Below are 18,038 nucleotides of genomic sequence, written 5' to 3' on the forward strand. Positions count from 1 at the left end.
TATTTACTCAGATATAAAATTTAATTCTTTGCTAAAAGGTATGTTGCCACACGCTCAGCCTCTTTAAAAGTATTCTGTACAGGTAGCTGTTGCAAAGTGGTAGTGGTACTGATGATGTGCTGTTGCAATAAATTATCTATAGATCGGGTAATCCGGTCATGTTTTAAGCGGTCAAGCATCATTACACCCACCCGGCATCCGGCAGTTAATGCTTCATAGATCATAGAGACGCTATCTTCGGTTACCCAGACTGCCTGCGCTTTTTGCATTTCTTCAAAGATCCAGCCTTGTGGTGTCTGTTCTACCGGAAAAATCTGTATTTTCTTGGAAAAATCTTGCTCGCTCAAATAATTCAAAAAGCTTGAGGGCGTACGGCGGGAGGTCGTTAAAATAATTTCAGAGGCCGGATTATACTCTACAATGTCATGAATGGCTGTGAGAACTTTCTGTTCATTCCACTGATGGCGTTTTGATGTGCCTCCCAGTGCAATCAAAATACGATCCGTCTGGTGTCGTTGTTCATTCACAATTGGGTTTAATGCACCTTGAGTGAGAATAATATTGTTCCGTTTAGCTAGCCCATCATGCTGTGGCACCACTACATAATCAAACCATATATATGGATAATTGGGTTTCATTAGAATAACAGTTTTAGCTTTTGGGTAAATTTTTCCTAAAAGCAGCACTCGAAGCTGGGTATGACTTCCCACCCCAACAATATAATTAGGCGTCTGTTTTAAAAAAGGAGATTGTTTTTTGAGAACAGAAAGAAATAAGCTGATTAATGGCAGCTGTTCAATTGAAATTTCCTCAAAACTGACTTTATGCACAGATTGCCTTTCTATAGCGCGGTAAAGTCCCAGCGCCTGTGAACGGTGCCCCGCCTTTCCATCACTAACATAAAGAATATGCATAACCCAATTCCATAATAAAAAAAAAGGCGAAATAAAATTTCGCCTTTTAATCATATCGGCTTTACTTATTTTACGTAAGTTAACCAGTGTGCATATTTCGGATCTTTACCCTGCACTGCATTAAAGAATGTAGTCTGGATCTGTTCAGTGATTGGCCCACGTGCACCACAACCAATCTCACGGTCATCATATTCACGGATTGGTGTAACTTCAGCTGCAGTACCGGTGAAGAATGCTTCATCAGCAATATAGAATTCATCACGGGTAATACGACGTTCTACCACGTCATAGCCTAAATCCTTAGCAATTGTAATGACGGTCTGACGGGTAATACCATCCAATGCTCCACCCGCAATATCCGGAGTGTGCAACACACCATCCTTAACCAGGAAAACATTTTCCCCTGAACCCTGACATACATAGCCTTGCGGGTCCATCAGCATAGCTTCATCATAGCCTGAATGTGCTACTTCCTGGTGCGCAAGAATAGACAGCGTATAGTTACCCGAAGCCTTGGCCTTACACATGGTCACATTCGGATGATGGTGAGTAAAGGAAGAAGTTTTTACACGAATACCTTTAGCCATCGCCTCTTCACCCAGGTAAGCACCCCAGCCCCAAGCTGCAACTGCCGTATGAATCGTATTATTGGTTGCAGCAATACCAAGTTTTTCAGAACCAATCCAGATTAATGGGCGTAAATAGCAAGACGCCAGCTTATTTTCACGAACCACATCGATTTGCGCCTGCTCTAATGTTGCCTGATCAAATGGAACTTTCATCTGATAAATTTTTGCAGAGTTTAACAAGCGCTTAGTGTGGTCCTGTAGACGAAAAATGGCTGTGCCTTGTGGAGTTTCATATGCCCGGACGCCCTCAAAGACGCCCATACTATAGTGTAAAGTATGGGTCAGGACATGAATTTTTGCATCACGCCAGTCAACCAGTTGTCCATCTTGCCAAATAAAACCATCACGATCAGCCAAATTCATGGCACACACTCCAAATTTTTACACAGTCAGTCACTATCCAAAGCAAGTATTGCTGTGGGATCTATTAATCTTTGCCATAACTTGCAAACGATCTCGCGGGTATCGTGCCAGTCCGCAGCATTGACTTGCATGGATTGATTTGCAAGTGCTAAACGGTGGCTCTCGGCTCGTTCACTGAGATAAGCCTGAATCAGTGCTGTTGCATCGTCACTGGATAAGTAACCGGCTTTCGCAGCATCTTCTAGGATTCTTACATTGTCGGAATAGTGAGCGAGATCCGGTTTCGCCCCACCCCATGCCAACACAATATACTGTGCCATAAATTCGATATCAACGATACCACCCGCATCCTGTTTTAAATGAAAAATTCCACCTTTTTTCTGTTCTTTGGAAGAACCCAGGTGGGCTTTCATCTTCTGACGCATTTTTAAAACTTCAGTACGTACAAATTTTTCATCACGCGGTAGAGTTAAAATACGGCAGCGTAACGTTTCAAATTTTTGGCGTAAACTGTCATCCCCAGCAATCGAACGGGCCCGAACCAATGCCTGATGCTCCCAAAGCCAGGCATTTTTTAATTGATATTGTTCAAAGGCTTTTAAACTGGTCACCAGCAGACCAGCTTCTCCAGAAGGGCGTAAACGTGTATCTACTTCATATACTCGTCCATCTAGGGTCTGAGTCGTCATAAGAGATATAAATTTTTGCCCTACCCGCATGGCAAACTCGAAACCGCTGATAGGTCTCAGGCCATCTGTATCCGCCTGTTCGCTCATATAATGAATAAACACCAGATCCAGATCTGAGCCATAACCCAGCTCAATACCACCGACTTTACCATAACCCACTACAGAAAATCCGAGATAGTCCAAGGAGCAGCGTCGTCCGTCAGCATCTAGTGGATAACCATGTTTTTTTGCCACGATCTGATAGGCCAGATTCAACGCAGCAATAATAGAAACTTCGGCAATGTCTGTCAGGGCATCAGATACTTTCATAAGCGGACTTTCTGCCAGTACATCGCTGGCTGCTACAGCCAAGACATTAGATTTTTTAAACAGGCGCAAGGCCCGCATCTGGTCTTCAACCTGCTCAAGCTCAATGCGTATGAGCTGCTGCCGTAGTGAATCTTCAAGATCACGGCGTTTGGGCAACTCGAAGTCCATTGTGAGAAACTCATCCAGCAATACCGGGTAATGAGTCAGCTCCTCCAGTATCCATGGACTCACTGTGGCCATCTTTACCAAACGCTGTAATGCTCCCTTACTTTCAATCAGCATTACCAGATAAACCGTACGGCGCATTACAGATTCAATTAAAGGCATTAAACGTAATAATGCAACTTGTGGTTTATCCGACTGTAACACTGCATCGACCAGATAAGGCCAAAAGGTTTTTAAACGTTGAACGGCCTTAGCTGGTAACTTATTCAAGGCGTGGCCATGCCAAAACTCATGAATCAGTTTTTGTGCATTGGAATCAAGCACACTCTCCAGCTCTTCTTCGAGATGCTGAAAGTTCTCTACTGGTGCTTCCCTGTCACGCTCCTGAATCAGATGTGCAAACTGGTAAGAGACTTTAGACCGTTTCTGATTAAGGACTTCCAGAAAACTCTCCCAGCTATCAAAGCCCAAGGTATCAATCAATCGCTGCCGCAGCTCCGGCTCAGTCGGCAGGGACTGGGTCTGCTGATCATTCAGTGCCTGAATGGCGTGTTCCAGACGACGCAGAAACAGATAGGCATCTTCCAGATCCGCTACAGCTTCTGGCTCAAGCAGACCTGATTCGCTCAGATGCGTCAAATTTGCCAGACACTGGCGTTCCTGTAGTTCAAGTTTGGAACCACCATAAATCAACTGAAAAACCTGCACAATAAATTCAACTTCACGGATACCACCGGCACCGAGTTTAATATCGTCTTCGATATTGCGGCGCATGACTTCACGTTCAATCATGACCTTCATTTCACGCATGGCCTGAAACGCGGTGTAATCGACATAACGCCGAAACACGAAAGGACGGGTCATTTCCAGTAACTCTTCGCCCGCCCTTCCACCAGACACAATACGGGCCTTGATCCAGGCATAGCGCTCCCATTCACGCCCATGCTGGCTTAAATATTTTTCTAATCCTGCATGGCTAATGGCCAGTGCCGAACCATCTCCCCAGGGACGTAAGCGCATATCTACACGAAAGACGAAACCCTCAGCAGTGATATGCTCCAGCAAATAAATAATTTTCTGGCCCCACGCAATACAGAACTGTTGTACATCAATACATTTACGGCCATTGGTCTCGCCTTGCTCATCAAAGGCAAAAATCAGGTCAATATCGCTCGACAGATTAAGTTCCTGTGCTCCCAGTTTTCCCATAGCAATAATAATCAGGTCCTGGACTTGGCCCGAATAACCGATTGGTTCGCCATGCTTTAATACCAGTGGAATACGGGCGAAGGCCTTTGCTGCACAAATACAGGCATCAGCAAAATCTGAGAGTTCTTGTGTAAGTGTAACTACATCAGTCAGGTGGTTAGCATCTTGCCAGATCCAGCGAAACATGAGACGAGCACGAAGTATTCGGATTGCTCGCATCCATGCGTGCTCATCCTGAATTGAGTCAAGTACAAAAGACACCCGATCTTTAATCTGTTCATGTGATAGCGGGGTTGCAAACTGATCTACAGTATAATCTTGTTCAAGTTCGTTTTGATAAAGACCTAGTATCTGTTCAGCATATTGACTGGCTCTTAAAGTCTTTTGCAACTGCTCCGCGTTCATAAACCATCCTTCACCTGTATTTATATGTAGTTATAACAGGTGAATTTGGCTTTAGGAAAATAATTATACTAAATTTGTAGTGCTGTCTGACTTCGCCATATCAAGTGGCAAAACCGTATGCTGGTCAGTTGCTTCGGGCAAAGTAACTTTGAAAGTAGTACCTTCACCTTCCTTAGACATGACACAAATTTCACCTTTATTCAGGTCTATAAACCGCTTACAGAGTGTCAACCCCAGCCCTTTTCCTTTTCCCCCCGCCGTACCTTTAAGGCTGACAGTAATCCGCGGCTGAAAAATATTCGCTATTTGTGCTTCAGACATACCCAGGCCAGTATCCCGGATATAAATTTCCACCCCATCTGGGCCGGGCTGTGCTTGAATGGTCACTTTACCCGTACCGTCCATTGGCGTGAATTTTAATGCATTTGATACCAGGTTCTGGATAATCGAAGTCAGCATATTAATATCTGCATATACCTTGAGATCATCCGGCACTTCATCAATTAACTGAATGTTTTTCTTAATCGCTAGTGTATTAAGTACATCACGAACAATTTTGGTGACCTGCTTTAAATTGAAGTTGATCGGATGATAGACAAACCGGCCGCCTTCTGCCATTGCCCAGTTGAGCAGGCTTTCTAAAAGGTTATAAGTCGACTGTGCAGTATCATAAAGATAATCTGCAATATTCTGGATACTGGAGTCGTCAAGCGTATTGCGCTCTTGTGACAATACTTCAGAGAAACCGAGCAACCCATGAAAAGGTGCACGCAGGTCATGTGCAATAATCTGGAAAAACTTGGTTTTACTAAAATTTAATGCCGATTGCTGTTCATATAATTCCTTAAGTTCAGCATGCTCGAATTTTAACTCTAAATAGCGAACCAGACGTTCACAGTAATCTTTAACTATCTCAATATCTTCATTTTCAAAAGGCTCAGAGCTGTCATCAAAAAACAGAATCTGTCCAATTGATTCTTTATCAGTCTTGAGCATATCAAAAGCAACCATGCGCTGATGCTCTACACCCAAGTGACGAATATGCTGACAAAAGCCGTGATAATCAGAATGTTGCTGGTCTATATAAGGTTGACTATTGAAATAAGGTCCTAAATCTGCATCAGGATGGCTATGAAAAAGTCTCATACCCTTTGAAGAAAGATACCAGATATAAGGCTCTGCCTTAAAAGTTAAAATAGCGTTTTTACTTCTTAAAATACGTCGAGCAAAACGTAAACAGGATTCCACCTGGTTATGCGGTTCGAAGATACCCAGTAATAACGATAATTTACAAGCACTGAGCTGATCAGCCTGATCTAACTCTAATAATTGTAATGTCATGCTCGCCTCATTAAAAATATTGTAGGTAATAACCGCAACTTCAGTAAAAATCAGTTAAAAATAAATCTTTATTAAACAATTAGCAAACTTTAGACATAGATACAACGGCAATAATAACAATTAAGAAACAAAACATGTTATATACTGGTAAATATTTGAAATAAAGGAAATTATAATAATAGATATTTGGATCTAATTATAGTGGTCCCGAGGGTCGGACTCGAACCGACACGTCATCTCTGACAGCGGATTTTGAGTCCGCCGCGTCTACCAATTTCACCACCTCGGGAAGAAGAGTGGGTGTGTGTATAATAGCGTCTTTCCACATGTTGTCAATGTAAAGTACTGACTGTTTGCCTATTTTTAAATCACAATAAAAGCAATAGCTGAACAAAACCGTATTTTTTCCATCATTAATCAAAAAGCACTATACTAGGTACAATTTTTTAATTGTTTTGTGTCATGCAACTTTCTGACTTTTCTTTTAACCTCCCCGATGAATTAATTGCACGTTACCCTTTAGCACAGCGTAGTGCTTCAAGGCTTTTACACTTAAATAGTGAGGGCCAATATAGCGATCGTCACTTTACCGATATTCTGGAATTGTTTGAACCCGGTGATCTGCTGGTCCTGAATGATACCAAAGTTATGAAGGCTCGACTTAAAGGCAGGCGTGCAACTGGTGGAGCAGTTGAAATACTGGTAGAACGTATTTTTGATCAGACTATTGCCCACTGTCATATTAAAGCCAGTAATTCACCTAAAGCTGGTGCAGAGCTGTTTATTGGTGCAGATGAGGTTAAAGTCACTGTACAAGGCCGCCATGAGAACCTGTTCGTTGTCGAGTTTTCACAACCGATTTTGCAGGTCCTGGATCAGCACGGGCAATTACCCATTCCGCCTTATTTTAACCGTGAAGCAGAGGCGATTGACAGCGAGCGTTATCAGACGGTATTTCACGATCCAGAGAAAATTGCCAGTGTTGCTGCACCTACTGCCAGTCTGCATTTTGATGAAGTACTTTTAAACAAATTATCAGAAAAAGGTGTACAGCAAGCATTTGTTACCCTGCATGTAGGCGCTGGTACTTTTTTACCTGTTCGTAGTATAGACATTGAAAATCATATTATGCACAGTGAATGGTGTGAAGTGCCCGAGAATACGGTAGAGCTGATTAAACAGGTACAGGCTCGCGGTAATAAAGTTATTGCAGTAGGTACTACTGCTACACGTGCACTTGAAAGCGCAGCGCAGGCTCATAACGGTAAAATTGAGGCATGGACTGGAGATACCCAGATCTTTATTTATCCGGGCTATCAATTCTGTGTAGTAGACCGGCTGATTACCAACTTTCATTTACCGGAGTCTACCCTGCTGATGCTGGTTTCAGCACTTTCAACACGTGATCATATTCTGGCAGCGTATGAACATGCCGTAAGAAAACATTACCGTTTCTTCAGTTATGGTGATGCCATGCTAATCGATAAAACAGTGAACAGGTAAATAGTTATGCCGGTTGAAACTGTTAAATATACGCTACGTATTCATCGCAAGATCAACCGGCAGGTTCTGGATAATATCGCCCGGCTGTGGCAAGTGGGCCAACAGGCAAAAACCTATCAGGATATTCTAGATGAACTCCATCCCTGGGGAGATCATCCTGGCCTGAAATTCAATAATGTATTACCTTTCATACTGCTCGTTATAGCAAGTGGCTTTATATTATTTGGAATATTTTTTATACAGCACGGCCTTATTGCCGGATTAAGCTTTTTAACTGCCTTTGCTTTGGGACTATTTGCCTATTTCTGTTATGAGTCGGATCAGCCACTCACTGAAGTGATTCAGTTTCTGGAACAGCAAATACTCGAGAAAAAATATCAGCTCAACTTTCAGGAATTACCCCCTCATTTTCCAGATTCTACGCAGCCTTTTTTCTTCATCGCCCGGCTTAAAAACCTGTTTCCTGTATTTCAGCAGGGTTCTGTATCAAATATGCTACCTGTATATGCCAGCACCACCTGGAAAGATCAACAGGGCCGAGAGCGGCCAATCATGCTTTTTCAGTACGATCTCATCAATGAAATAAAAATCGCCGGGCAAGATACACAGCAAGTAGCGGTACAAAGAACGCAGAAGACTTTATGGGGAATCTTTGTTTTTGAAGCTCCCGCACTTGGGCTGGCAGTAACAACATCCAATAAAGAGTTTGGTCCTCCGTATAGCTCTGCCTGGTATAGCAGTGACCTACAGATTAACCAGAAATTACGTATTTATGGTCTTGAACCGCTTGAGCTCGCTAAAACCATGACTCCAGCTATGACTTTACGTTTAGATCAGTTCTTTACACAACATTCTGGCGAGCTGCTGTTTCATCATGAACATCATATAATGTGCTTTTTAAACCGGCAGAACCTTTTTAAAATTCATACAAAAGCGCAAAATAGAGAAGATATCTCCAGTTTGCGCGGGCACCTGCGAACCTTGCGTCTAGGCGCCTATGAAAAACTGCTAAATAACTTAGAGCAACTTTTACAATAAATAGACTTGAGGAAAATAATGATGGGGTTAGGGTTCTTTATTTTATTTTTTGTGGTTTTGATCATTGCAGTGATCTATATCCGGAACTCGATTGTCCGGCATTATAATGCTGCGCAGCGCGCCTGGGCAGATGTAGCCACCTATGAACGGCAGAAAGTCAAGGTTCTTGACGGACTGGCCCCACTAGTCGAACAATACGCAGGCTTTGAAAAAAGTACCTTAGAGCGGGTTACCGAACTACGTCAGCAGATTATGCAACTTAATCTTAAAAGCACTGATATCTCTCAGCTACAACGGGTAGAAAGCTTGAGTCATGAACTCATGCGTAATCTGAATGTTATAGTTGAGAACTATCCTGAGCTTAAAGCTAATGAAATTTATCTGCGCATGATGAATGAAATTGATGAGCAAAATGAAAATGTCAGTGCCGCTATCAGTATTTTTAACCGTAATGTGGAACTGTTTAATAATCATATCCAGATATTTCCGAATAATATGATCAATACGCTGACTACAGGTAAAAAGGCTATTCGCCCGTTTCGTGACCAGTCTACCCTACAAAACTTTGACTATCGTCCAAACTTTTAAACACGCACCGTTTTGCAACATATCGGTCTATCTAGTTTTTCATATGCTGCGGCTACATTTAACAGTAGAACTCCATGACAGAATCAAGGACAATAGACCTCTTTTTTATTTTGCACATCAGCGAACTGTTTTTTCGCCTTGATTTGGACATGGTATGAAGTTTGAAAAATTGGGTCAGTCGGGTCGTGCCCGCCGTGGCCGTTTAACACTTGAACATGGGGTGGTTGAAACACCGGTATTTATGCCAGTGGGTACTTACGGTACTGTTAAAGGCATGCTTCCACGTGATATTGAAGAAATTCAGGCACAAATCATTTTAGGAAACACCTTTCACTTGTATTTGCGTCCAGGCCTGGATGTTGTAAAAGAACACGGCGGTCTGCACGAATTTATTAAGTGGGATAAGCCTATTTTAACTGACTCTGGTGGCTTTCAGGTATTTAGTCTGGGCGCCATGCGCAAAATCAAAGAAGAAGGTGTGACTTTTCGCTCACCTATTGACGGCTCAAAAGTTTTTCTCTCGCCTGAAGTTTCTATGGAAATTCAGAAAGTTCTGAACTCCGATATTGTCATGATTTTTGATGAATGTACGCCTTATCCAGCGACCCATGAAGAAGCGCAGAAATCATTGCAGCTGTCTTTACGCTGGGCTAAACGTTGCAAGACCCACCATCATGAAGTTCTGGACAATAAAAATGCGTTGTTCGGTATTATTCAGGGTGGCATGTATGAAGATCTTCGGGATGAATCACTAGAAGGCCTGCTTGAAATCGGGTTTGATGGCTATGCAATTGGTGGCTTATCTGTTGGTGAGCCGAAAGAAGAGATGATCAAAGTGCTGGATTATCTTCCTAACAGAATGCCGCATGACAAACCGCGCTACCTCATGGGTGTTGGTAAACCTGAAGATATTGTTGAAGGTATCCGCCGTGGGGTTGATATGTTTGACTGTGTCATGCCTACCCGAAATGCGCGGAACGGTCATTATTTTGTGACAGATGGTCTGGTCCGTATTCGCAACAGCAAATACCGTCATGATCAGAGCTCGCTTGACCCGCACTGTGACTGCTATACCTGCAAGAATTTTACCAGGGCTTATCTGTTCCACCTCGAGAAATGTGGTGAAATGCTGGGCTCCATGCTAGGAACCATTCATAACCTGCGCTATTACCAGCGCTTCACTCAAGACATCCGTGATGCACTCGACAATGGTACCTTTGAAGCTTTTGTTGAGGACTTCTATACACGTCGTGGAATGGAAGTGCCGCCTTGCCCTGAAGATTGAGAAAGCAGTATTTGCGCTCAACAAAAAGACAAGGTAAATTGCAGGTCAACTCAATTTAAATGTCATGACAATGGCAACAGTTTTAATATTTAATAGGAAATCGACATGAGCTTTTTAATCTCTACTGCTCACGCTGCACCGGCGGCTCAGCAAGGCCCGAGCATGATGGCTAACTTATTGATGATTGCGGTATTTATTGCAATTTTCTATTTCCTGATCTGGCGTCCACAGGCCAAACGTGCCAAAGAACACCGTACACTCGTTGAAAGTCTGGGTGTAGGCAGTGAAGTGGTTTTTGCCGGTGGCTTGATGGGCCGTATTACCAAGCTTGAAGGCGATTTTGCAGTAGTAGAACTAAGCCGCGGTGTAGATGTGAAAATCCAGCGTGCTAGTGTCATTTCAGTTTTGCCTGAAGGCACCCTGAATAACCTTTAATCATAAAAACAGTCGTGCACCCCGCACGGCTTTTTCATTTTAAGAAGACAGCAAATGCGTTACCCTGCATGGAAATATCTGCTGATCCTGGTGGTTCTGGTGATCAGCACCCTGTACGCACTGCCTAGCTTGTATCCCGATGAACCGGCGGTCCAGATTTCTGGTGCAAAAGCCGGCACTCAAATTGATCAGAGTGTGATACAAAAAGCAGAGCAAATATTGAAAGAGGCGAACATTCCGTCTCATGACAATACCTTTACCAATAACGCTGCCCTATTGCGTGTAGACTCTACTGATGCACAACTCAAAGCAAAAGATGTGCTACGCCGCGCTCTGGGTGAAGAATATGTTGTGGCCCTGAATTTGGCGCCTACTACACCTGAGTGGCTACAGAAAATTGGCGCAAAACCAATGAAATTGGGCTTGGACTTGCGTGGTGGTGTACACTTCCTGTTAGAAGTGGATATGGATAAAGCCCTGTCACAGCGTATGGAAACATCCGCGACCGACTTGCGCCGTCAGCTTCGTGAAAATAATCTCAAGTTTAACAGCCTGACTCTGAATAATAATCAGATCAATCTCCAGTTTGCACAAAATGACGACCGTGAAGCTGTAATGGACTTTTTACGCCGCAATGGCAATGAGTTCACCCAGCAAGCACTGGCTAGCAGTACTGGTCCTATGTTGCGCCTCACGTATACTGATGCACGCAGACAGGAAATCCAGTCATATGCTGTTAACCAGAACTTAACCACACTGCGCAACCGTATTAACGAACTAGGGGTGGCGGAAGCACTGGTTCAGACCCAAGGCAGTAATCGTATCGTAGTCGACCTGCCAGGTGTACAGGACACAGCAGAAGCAAAACGGGTACTTGGCCGCACAGCTAACCTGGAGTTCCGCTTAGTTTCTGACTTAAATGATCAGTATATTGATCCCTATACCGGGAAATCTAATGGCCAGCCGTTACCTCCTGGCACAGAACTGTTTGCTTATGAATCGCTAGACAGTGGTCGTCAATTATTGTTACAGCGTAACCGTATCTTGACAGGTGAACGGGTCCAGAATGCCTCTTCAGGCTTTAGTCAGGATACAGGTGGTGCTGAAGTTAATATTACTTTAGACAGTGCTGGCGGCAAACTGATGGCAGATGCCACCCGTAATGCTGTGGGTAAACGCATGGCTGTACTGTTTATCGAAAACAAACAGCGTATCAGCTATGTTACTGATCCGGTTACCGGCACACAGACTGAAGTACGTACACCTTATGCAGAATCTGTAGTGATTAATGCTGCAACCATTCAGGCCGTACTAGGGTCGCAGTTCCGTATTACCGGGCTCGATTCTCCACAAGAAGCGTCTGAACTGGCACTTATGCTACGTGCAGGTGCACTTGCTGCTCCGATGTACTTTGTTGAAGAGCGTGTAGTTGGCCCGTCACTAGGTCAGGAAAATATCGACAAGGGTGTGCTTTCTACTCAAATCGGTTTCTTGCTGGTCGCTATCTGGATGGTGGTCTTCTTCCGTTTATTTGGTCTGATTGCCAACTTTGCTTTGGTTTTTAACTTGGCAATGACTTTAAGCGTCATGTCATGGATTGGTGCCGCACTAACCTTGCCGGGTATTGCAGGTATTGTTATTACAATCGGTATGGCCGTCGATGCGAACGTACTGATCTGTGAGCGAATCAGAGAAGAATTGAAATGGGGGGCCTCGCCCAAACAGGCCATTGTGGCAGGTTATGATCGAGCCTATAACACCATTTTTGACTCAAACCTGACCACCTTCCTCGTCGCCTTTATCCTGTTTGCGATCGGTACTGGTCCAATCAAAGGTTTTGCTGTAACACTCATGATTGGTATTGCCTGTTCGATGTTTACTGCAATTACGGTAACGCGTGCGATCGTACAGATCATTTATGGCAAGCGTCGTAACTTGAAGAAGTTGAGCATTTAAGGAGATCGATGATGACTGAGAATACTCAACCAAAGCAAAAACAGTACGGCCGTCCTGATAATGAGCGCGTTATCGACTTTATGAAAATTGCCTTACCGGCAGCTATTATTTCGATAATCCTTACTGTCGGTAGCCTGTTTTTTATCGTTACTAAAGGCCTAAATCTCGGGCTGGACTTTACAGGCGGTATCTCTGCCGAGCTGAACTATAAACAGGCAGCCAATCAGGGAGAAGTTATCCGTGCGTTAAATGATGCCGGTTTTAAAGATGCAGTTGTACAAACCTTGGGAAGCAATAGTGATCTCTTGATACGTATGCCCGCACAAGACATAAATGTTGAAGACCTCAACAGTACCTTGACTAAAGCAGCCCAACTGCCAAATAACCCTGCTGAAGTTAGCAAGATTGATTCGGTAGGGGGTCAGGTTGGTAATGAACTGTATGTACGCTCAGCAGGTGCAGTAGCGCTAGCACTTGTCCTGATGCTGATTTATGTCACCATCCGTTTTGAGTTTAAACTGGCAATCGGGGCAGTATTATCCTTGTTCCACGATATCATCGTGACAATCGGTATTTTTGCCATGATGCAGTGGCCATTTGACCTGACCGTACTGGCAGCACTTCTGGCACTTATCGGCTTTTCGCTAAATGACAATATTGTAGTCTCTGACCGTATTCGGGAAAACTTCCGTAAAATTCGTGGTGCCGAGCCACGCGAGATTGTTAATATTGCGCTTACCGAAACCTTGCGCCGTACCGTTCACACCTCGATGACCCTGTTACTCGTAGTTATCGCCATGATGCTCATGGGTGGTGAAGGTCTGCACTGGTTCTCTGTAGCCATGTTTGTAGGCGTATTTGTAGGTACTTATTCTTCTATTTATATTGGTACTTCATTTGCACTGTGGCGTGGTCTGAACCGTCAGGACTTTATCGTACAGGTAAAACCAGAGTTCGAGGATGAAATTCCATAATTTCACCCCGGAGCAATATTTCATTAAAGCCTATCTCCGGATAGGCTTTTTAATGCCGATAAATCTGAATACGCGGGAAAATAAATTCACCACAGCCCTGTCCGGTGCGCCAAGCGATGGTAATCAGGCTCTGGGCAACTTCAAAATGCTGGTAAGCAAAATACCCAAGAGATTCATGCTGCATCTGTGAGTTATCATACATGGGATGGACTCTGGTATTTATATCTTTCAGACTTAAACGGATGCCTAAACCACTGGCCTTTAAAATTGCTTCTTTTGCTGTCCAGACTTTAAACCAGTATAGCCTGTCTTCATCCATAGACTTCCAGGTTTGATATTCTTCTTCATGAAATGCATGTTGTGCCAAAGCATCCAGCCTTACTTGACGTTCCAGATCTTCAACATCAATTCCTATGTCCTGCTGCTCAGAACTGGTTACTAATGCATAGATTTTTTTACTATGGGTATGATTGATTGCCAGATTATGTTCTTTTAAGTACGGTTTACCGTGGCATGTATAAGCAAAACTTAAGGCAGTGACGGGCTGTCCTAGTATTTCACTAAGCAGACGATTTCGATAAGCGTAAATAGCCTGCTTACGCTGCTGGATTTGCTGGCGCAGTTCCTGTTGTGGAGTAACCTGTTCGAAACGCTTCATAGCACAGATATCAACACGCAGCATATTTTATCCGGTTCACTAAATTACAAGCAGTATAACGGTTCATGAATAAACAAAAAAACCCAAATCGAAATTTGGGTTTTTAAATTATATTAAAGCACTATTTAGCTTAACGCTTGAATTTTTTCTCAGCTTTTTTAAATTTCTGGATATAACGACGGCGACGTGCAGCAGTACGCTCATCAAGCTGTGATTTACGTCCTTCGAATGGATTTTCTGAAGTTTTAAAGTCGATTTTAACAGGTGTACCTTCAAGCTTATAAACTTTACGGAAAACATTTTCCAGATAACGGCGATAATCTGCAGGAGTCTTGTCGACCTTGTTACCGTGAATCACAATCGTTGGCGGATTTTGTCCACCCATATGAGCATAACGCATTTTAATCCGGCGGCCACCAACCATAGGTGGCTGATGTGCTTCGGTTGCATCATTAAGTATCTGTGTTAATTTAGCTGGTGATACTTTCAGGTGAGATGAATCATAAGCCCGATGGATTGAAGGATAAAGATCACCTACACCAGTACCATGTAAGGCTGAAATCAGATGGATACGTGCCCAAGGAATAAAATCAAAACGGCGGTCTACATCCAGTTTACACTGCTTGCGGTCATATTCAGACATGTTGTCCCATTTGTTGATCGCAATTACCATGGCCCGGCCAGCTTCAAGTGCATAGCCGATCAGGTGTAGATCCTGCTCTACCACGCCCTCACGGGCATCGAGCACCACTACCACTACATGTGCATCTTTCATGGCTTGCAAAGTCTTTACTACCGAGAATTTCTCGATCATTTCATCGACTTTACCTTTACGGCGCACACCAGCAGTATCAATGAGAGTATATTGACGACCATCGCGCTCAAACGGAATATAGACTGAATCGCGTGTAGTTCCAGGCTCATCATATGCAACTACGCGCTCTTCACCAAGCAACCGGTTAACCAGAGTAGATTTACCGACATTCGGACGGCCAATAATAGCCAGACGCAGGCCTGTAGCTTTATCATGTTCTTCCCGATTCTCATCTTCAGGTACATCTGCCAGCACTTCTTCCAGCATTTGTGCCACACCGCGACCATGACTTGCAGCAACATGCATGGGCTCACCAAGGCCGAGTTTATAAAACTCGACCACCGCTGCTTCCGCATGTACGCCGTCTACCTTATTGGCTACCAGAAAGACTTTTTTGCCAAGTGTGCGTAGTTCACGCGCAATCTGTTCATCAGAGGCCAACAGCCCCGCACGCGCATCAACTACAAAAATAATGAGATCGGCTTCATGAATTGCAGTTTTAGACTGCTCTGCCATGTAAGAGTCAATTCCCTGTTCGCTTTCGCCAATACCGCCTGTATCGACTACGATAAAGGATTTGTTTTGATACACAGCATCGCCATATTTGCGGTCACGTGTTAGGCCGGCGAAGTCGGCTACAAGGGCATCACGGCTCTTGGTAATCTGGTTGAACAACGTTGATTTTCCGACGTTCGGACGACCAATGAGCGCAATTACGGGTTTCATAGATTAACCTTTATTCAAGATCAGCCAGTTGGTCTGGTCTGAACATCAGAAACTTTGGAAGAAAATAATAGATCACAGATCTAAATAAAAACACGGGGCATTGAAATTTCAATTACCCCGCGTTTCAAAAAATACGGTTGGGTTTATTTTAGCACAAGCAGAGAAGAATTAACGATTCTGCCAGACGCTTAACGCTCCCTTTCTGGTAGAAACGTAGAGCTGCCCATCAATTACCTGTAGTGAACGTACTTCGCCACCGGTTTTAGAGCGACCTACCAGTTGCCCAGAGGCTGGATCAATCAAATGTAATACGCCATCCAGATCACCAACCACCAGATCTTGACCAAGTATCACCGGATTACTTAACCGACGGTTGAGCAGGCTATCATTCTGCCAGAGCTGTTCACCTGTCGTGAGATTAAATGCCGTGACTTTACCATCGTTTTGTGCAACAAAAACCGTGTTGTTAAAAACTTCCGGACGCTGTGTACTGCTGGCATCTTCACTCCAGACTACCTGTTGTGATGCCAGATCAGTTACAGTAACTTGCCCCTGATAACTGGTCGTCACCAAAAACTGGCCAGCCATCACAGGATCGCCATCAATATCAATCAGGCGCTGCACATCCGAGCGACCGCTACTGACCGCTACACGGCGCTGCATTCGCGGCACACCCGTTAATACATCCAAAGCATAAATATAGGCATTAGATGAAGCAATCAGTACTGTACGCGGATCAGCAGAAACTGGGGCTGCCTGGCCACGCAGACTAAACTGTGCATTTGGCAACCGGTATGCCCAGACCTCTTGCCCAGAGGCCAGGTCATGTGCAAAGACATTCCCATCATTTGCCACAGTAATAACACGACCAGCTTGTATCAGTGAGGGGCTGAGTAAAGCCCCTGATAACTGCGCAGTCCATAATTGCTTGCCTGTTGCCTGTTCCAGGGCAAACAGCTGACCTTTACGGTTACCGACAACCACCACGCCATCAGCTGCCTCAGCTCCGGCACTTAGCCCTTGCTTGCTGACACGAGTCTGCCAGAGACGCTGTTTACCACGAAAAGCTGTTACTTCGCCTTTAGGATCTACTGCAAAAATAACACCGTTATCGACTGCGAGTCGTAACCGGAGTGGATCAGCTTCATCGGTAGAAGAAACATTTTGCGAAAATACAGGCACCAGACTTTTTGCTTGCGCAAGTTTTGGCAGTGGATTCGGTTTGGCCTCTTCTACTTTAATTTTATTACTTGAGCAACCGATCAGCGCAGCTGATAATACTGCCATTGCAAATGATATTTTATATTTTCTATCCATTAAGACTCATCCACTTGTGTTTCCAAAATAGGGCGTTCGATTTCAGGATCATCAACTAAAACGCCTACACTTTCGAGTTTAATTTGTAAAATTTGTCGTTCTTTTTTACGCTCAGCAAGTGCATCCCATGCGCTCTGATAAGCTTTTCTTGCTGAGGCAATATCATTTTTTGCCACATACACGTCGCCACGTGCTTCTTCAGCAGTAGCTTTAAAAGCCGGATCAGTTACGTCAGCCAGGGTTTTAAGTGCCGCATCATATTTGTTTTGAGCCAATTGGGCGTAAGCCAAGCGCAGTTTCAGCACATGAACCAGACCTTCATCCTTGAGTTTAGTGGCTTCTACCCGCTTGAGTGCTTTTTCTGCTGCAGCATAATCACCACGATCATAAGCCTGCTTAGCCATTACAAACTGGGCCTGAAGTGCGTGTACAGAATCAGGCGCTTCTTTCACAATCTTGTCAGCAGATTGTGAAAGTGCATTCAGGGCATTAATATCCTGACTATTTACATTTCTGGCTTCATCCATAAGCTGCTGCACCTTGGCAGTACGCATCTGGTTCTCAGCCAGAGTTTTCTTTTGCCAGTATTCCCAGCCAAAAAAGGCAATTAACGCAATTAAAATACCGCTAATAATGGCAGAGCCATATTTTTTGGTAAATGACTTTAAATTATCTAGCTGGTCTTCATCACTTAATGCGTTCATGTGATTATCCTTTTTT

15 protein-coding genes and 1 tRNA gene are annotated in these 18,038 nt (G+C 43.9%); 7 read left to right on the top strand and 9 right to left on the bottom strand.

Annotated features, from left to right (window positions below; all coding sequences use genetic code 11):
- Positions 1-20: 20 nt before the first annotated feature.
- The 5 genes from J502_RS00485 to J502_RS00505 form a co-directional block, all read right to left on the bottom strand.
- Positions 21-914: an ELM1/GtrOC1 family putative glycosyltransferase gene (locus tag J502_RS00485; protein ID WP_005405804.1), complete on the bottom strand. Its 894-nt coding sequence runs from the start codon at positions 912-914 to the stop codon at positions 21-23.
- A 65-nt stretch (positions 915-979) separates the two neighbouring features.
- A complete protein-coding gene (locus J502_RS00490; RefSeq protein ID WP_005405742.1) occupies positions 980-1,906 on the bottom strand; it encodes a branched-chain amino acid transaminase in 927 nt (308 codons plus the stop codon).
- Between the two features lie 26 nt (positions 1,907-1,932).
- Entirely contained in the window at positions 1,933-4,683 is a 2,751-nt protein-coding gene (glnE, locus tag J502_RS00495; RefSeq protein WP_005405743.1) for a bifunctional [glutamate--ammonia ligase]-adenylyl-L-tyrosine phosphorylase/[glutamate--ammonia-ligase] adenylyltransferase, read from the bottom strand.
- A gap of 63 nt (positions 4,684-4,746) precedes the next feature.
- Positions 4,747-6,024, bottom strand: a complete 1,278-nt coding sequence (locus J502_RS00500; protein WP_034682687.1) for a sensor histidine kinase — start codon at positions 6,022-6,024, stop codon at positions 4,747-4,749.
- A gap of 202 nt (positions 6,025-6,226) precedes the next feature.
- Positions 6,227-6,313 (bottom strand) — tRNA-Leu (locus J502_RS00505).
- 173 nt (positions 6,314-6,486) lie between these two features.
- On the opposite strand from J502_RS00505, the gene queA reads away from it, so the two are divergent.
- The 7 genes from queA to secF all read left to right on the top strand — a co-directional run bounded on the left by queA (position 6,487) and on the right by secF (position 13,803).
- Entirely contained in the window at positions 6,487-7,527 is a 1,041-nt protein-coding gene (gene queA, locus J502_RS00510; RefSeq protein WP_005405763.1) for a tRNA preQ1(34) S-adenosylmethionine ribosyltransferase-isomerase QueA, read from the top strand.
- A 6-nt stretch (positions 7,528-7,533) separates the two neighbouring features.
- The gene (locus tag J502_RS00515) at positions 7,534-8,565 is read left to right on the top strand and encodes a hypothetical protein (protein ID WP_005405844.1); all 1,032 of its coding nucleotides are present in this window, start codon (positions 7,534-7,536) and stop codon (positions 8,563-8,565) included.
- 21 nt (positions 8,566-8,586) lie between these two features.
- Entirely contained in the window at positions 8,587-9,153 is a 567-nt protein-coding gene (locus J502_RS00520; protein WP_034428670.1) for a LemA family protein, read from the top strand.
- A gap of 154 nt (positions 9,154-9,307) precedes the next feature.
- On the top strand, positions 9,308-10,438 hold the full coding sequence (tgt, locus tag J502_RS00525; protein ID WP_005405794.1) for a tRNA guanosine(34) transglycosylase Tgt: 1,131 nt from the start codon (positions 9,308-9,310) through the stop codon (positions 10,436-10,438).
- A 105-nt stretch (positions 10,439-10,543) separates the two neighbouring features.
- Positions 10,544-10,873 (top strand): preprotein translocase subunit YajC, encoded by a 330-nt coding sequence (gene yajC / locus J502_RS00530; protein ID WP_005016486.1) that lies wholly within the window; start codon positions 10,544-10,546, stop codon positions 10,871-10,873.
- Between the two features lie 54 nt (positions 10,874-10,927).
- Positions 10,928-12,829: a protein translocase subunit SecD gene (gene secD, locus J502_RS00535; protein ID WP_034682689.1), complete on the top strand. Its 1,902-nt coding sequence runs from the start codon at positions 10,928-10,930 to the stop codon at positions 12,827-12,829.
- Positions 12,830-12,837: 8 nt separating this feature from the next.
- The gene (gene secF, locus J502_RS00540) at positions 12,838-13,803 is read left to right on the top strand and encodes a protein translocase subunit SecF (RefSeq protein ID WP_005404573.1); all 966 of its coding nucleotides are present in this window, start codon (positions 12,838-12,840) and stop codon (positions 13,801-13,803) included.
- A 49-nt stretch (positions 13,804-13,852) separates the two neighbouring features.
- Here the strand turns inward: secF and J502_RS00545 are convergent, their stop codons facing one another.
- The 4 genes from J502_RS00545 to J502_RS00560 form a co-directional block, all read right to left on the bottom strand.
- On the bottom strand, positions 13,853-14,485 hold the full coding sequence (locus J502_RS00545) for a 4'-phosphopantetheinyl transferase family protein (protein WP_005405786.1): 633 nt from the start codon (positions 14,483-14,485) through the stop codon (positions 13,853-13,855).
- 106 nt (positions 14,486-14,591) lie between these two features.
- Positions 14,592-16,001, bottom strand: a complete 1,410-nt coding sequence (gene der, locus J502_RS00550; protein ID WP_005405976.1) for a ribosome biogenesis GTPase Der — start codon at positions 15,999-16,001, stop codon at positions 14,592-14,594.
- Between the two features lie 168 nt (positions 16,002-16,169).
- On the bottom strand, positions 16,170-17,318 hold the full coding sequence (bamB, locus tag J502_RS00555; protein WP_005405755.1) for an outer membrane protein assembly factor BamB: 1,149 nt from the start codon (positions 17,316-17,318) through the stop codon (positions 16,170-16,172).
- A complete protein-coding gene (locus tag J502_RS00560; protein ID WP_005016495.1) occupies positions 17,318-18,022 on the bottom strand; it encodes a YfgM family protein in 705 nt (234 codons plus the stop codon). The genes bamB and J502_RS00560 overlap by 1 nt, the downstream gene beginning before the upstream one ends.
- Positions 18,023-18,038: the final 16 nt, after the last annotated feature.

The organism is Acinetobacter sp. 1294596 (genome assembly GCF_000582925.1).
Taxonomy (GTDB): domain Bacteria; phylum Pseudomonadota; class Gammaproteobacteria; order Pseudomonadales; family Moraxellaceae; genus Acinetobacter; species Acinetobacter radioresistens.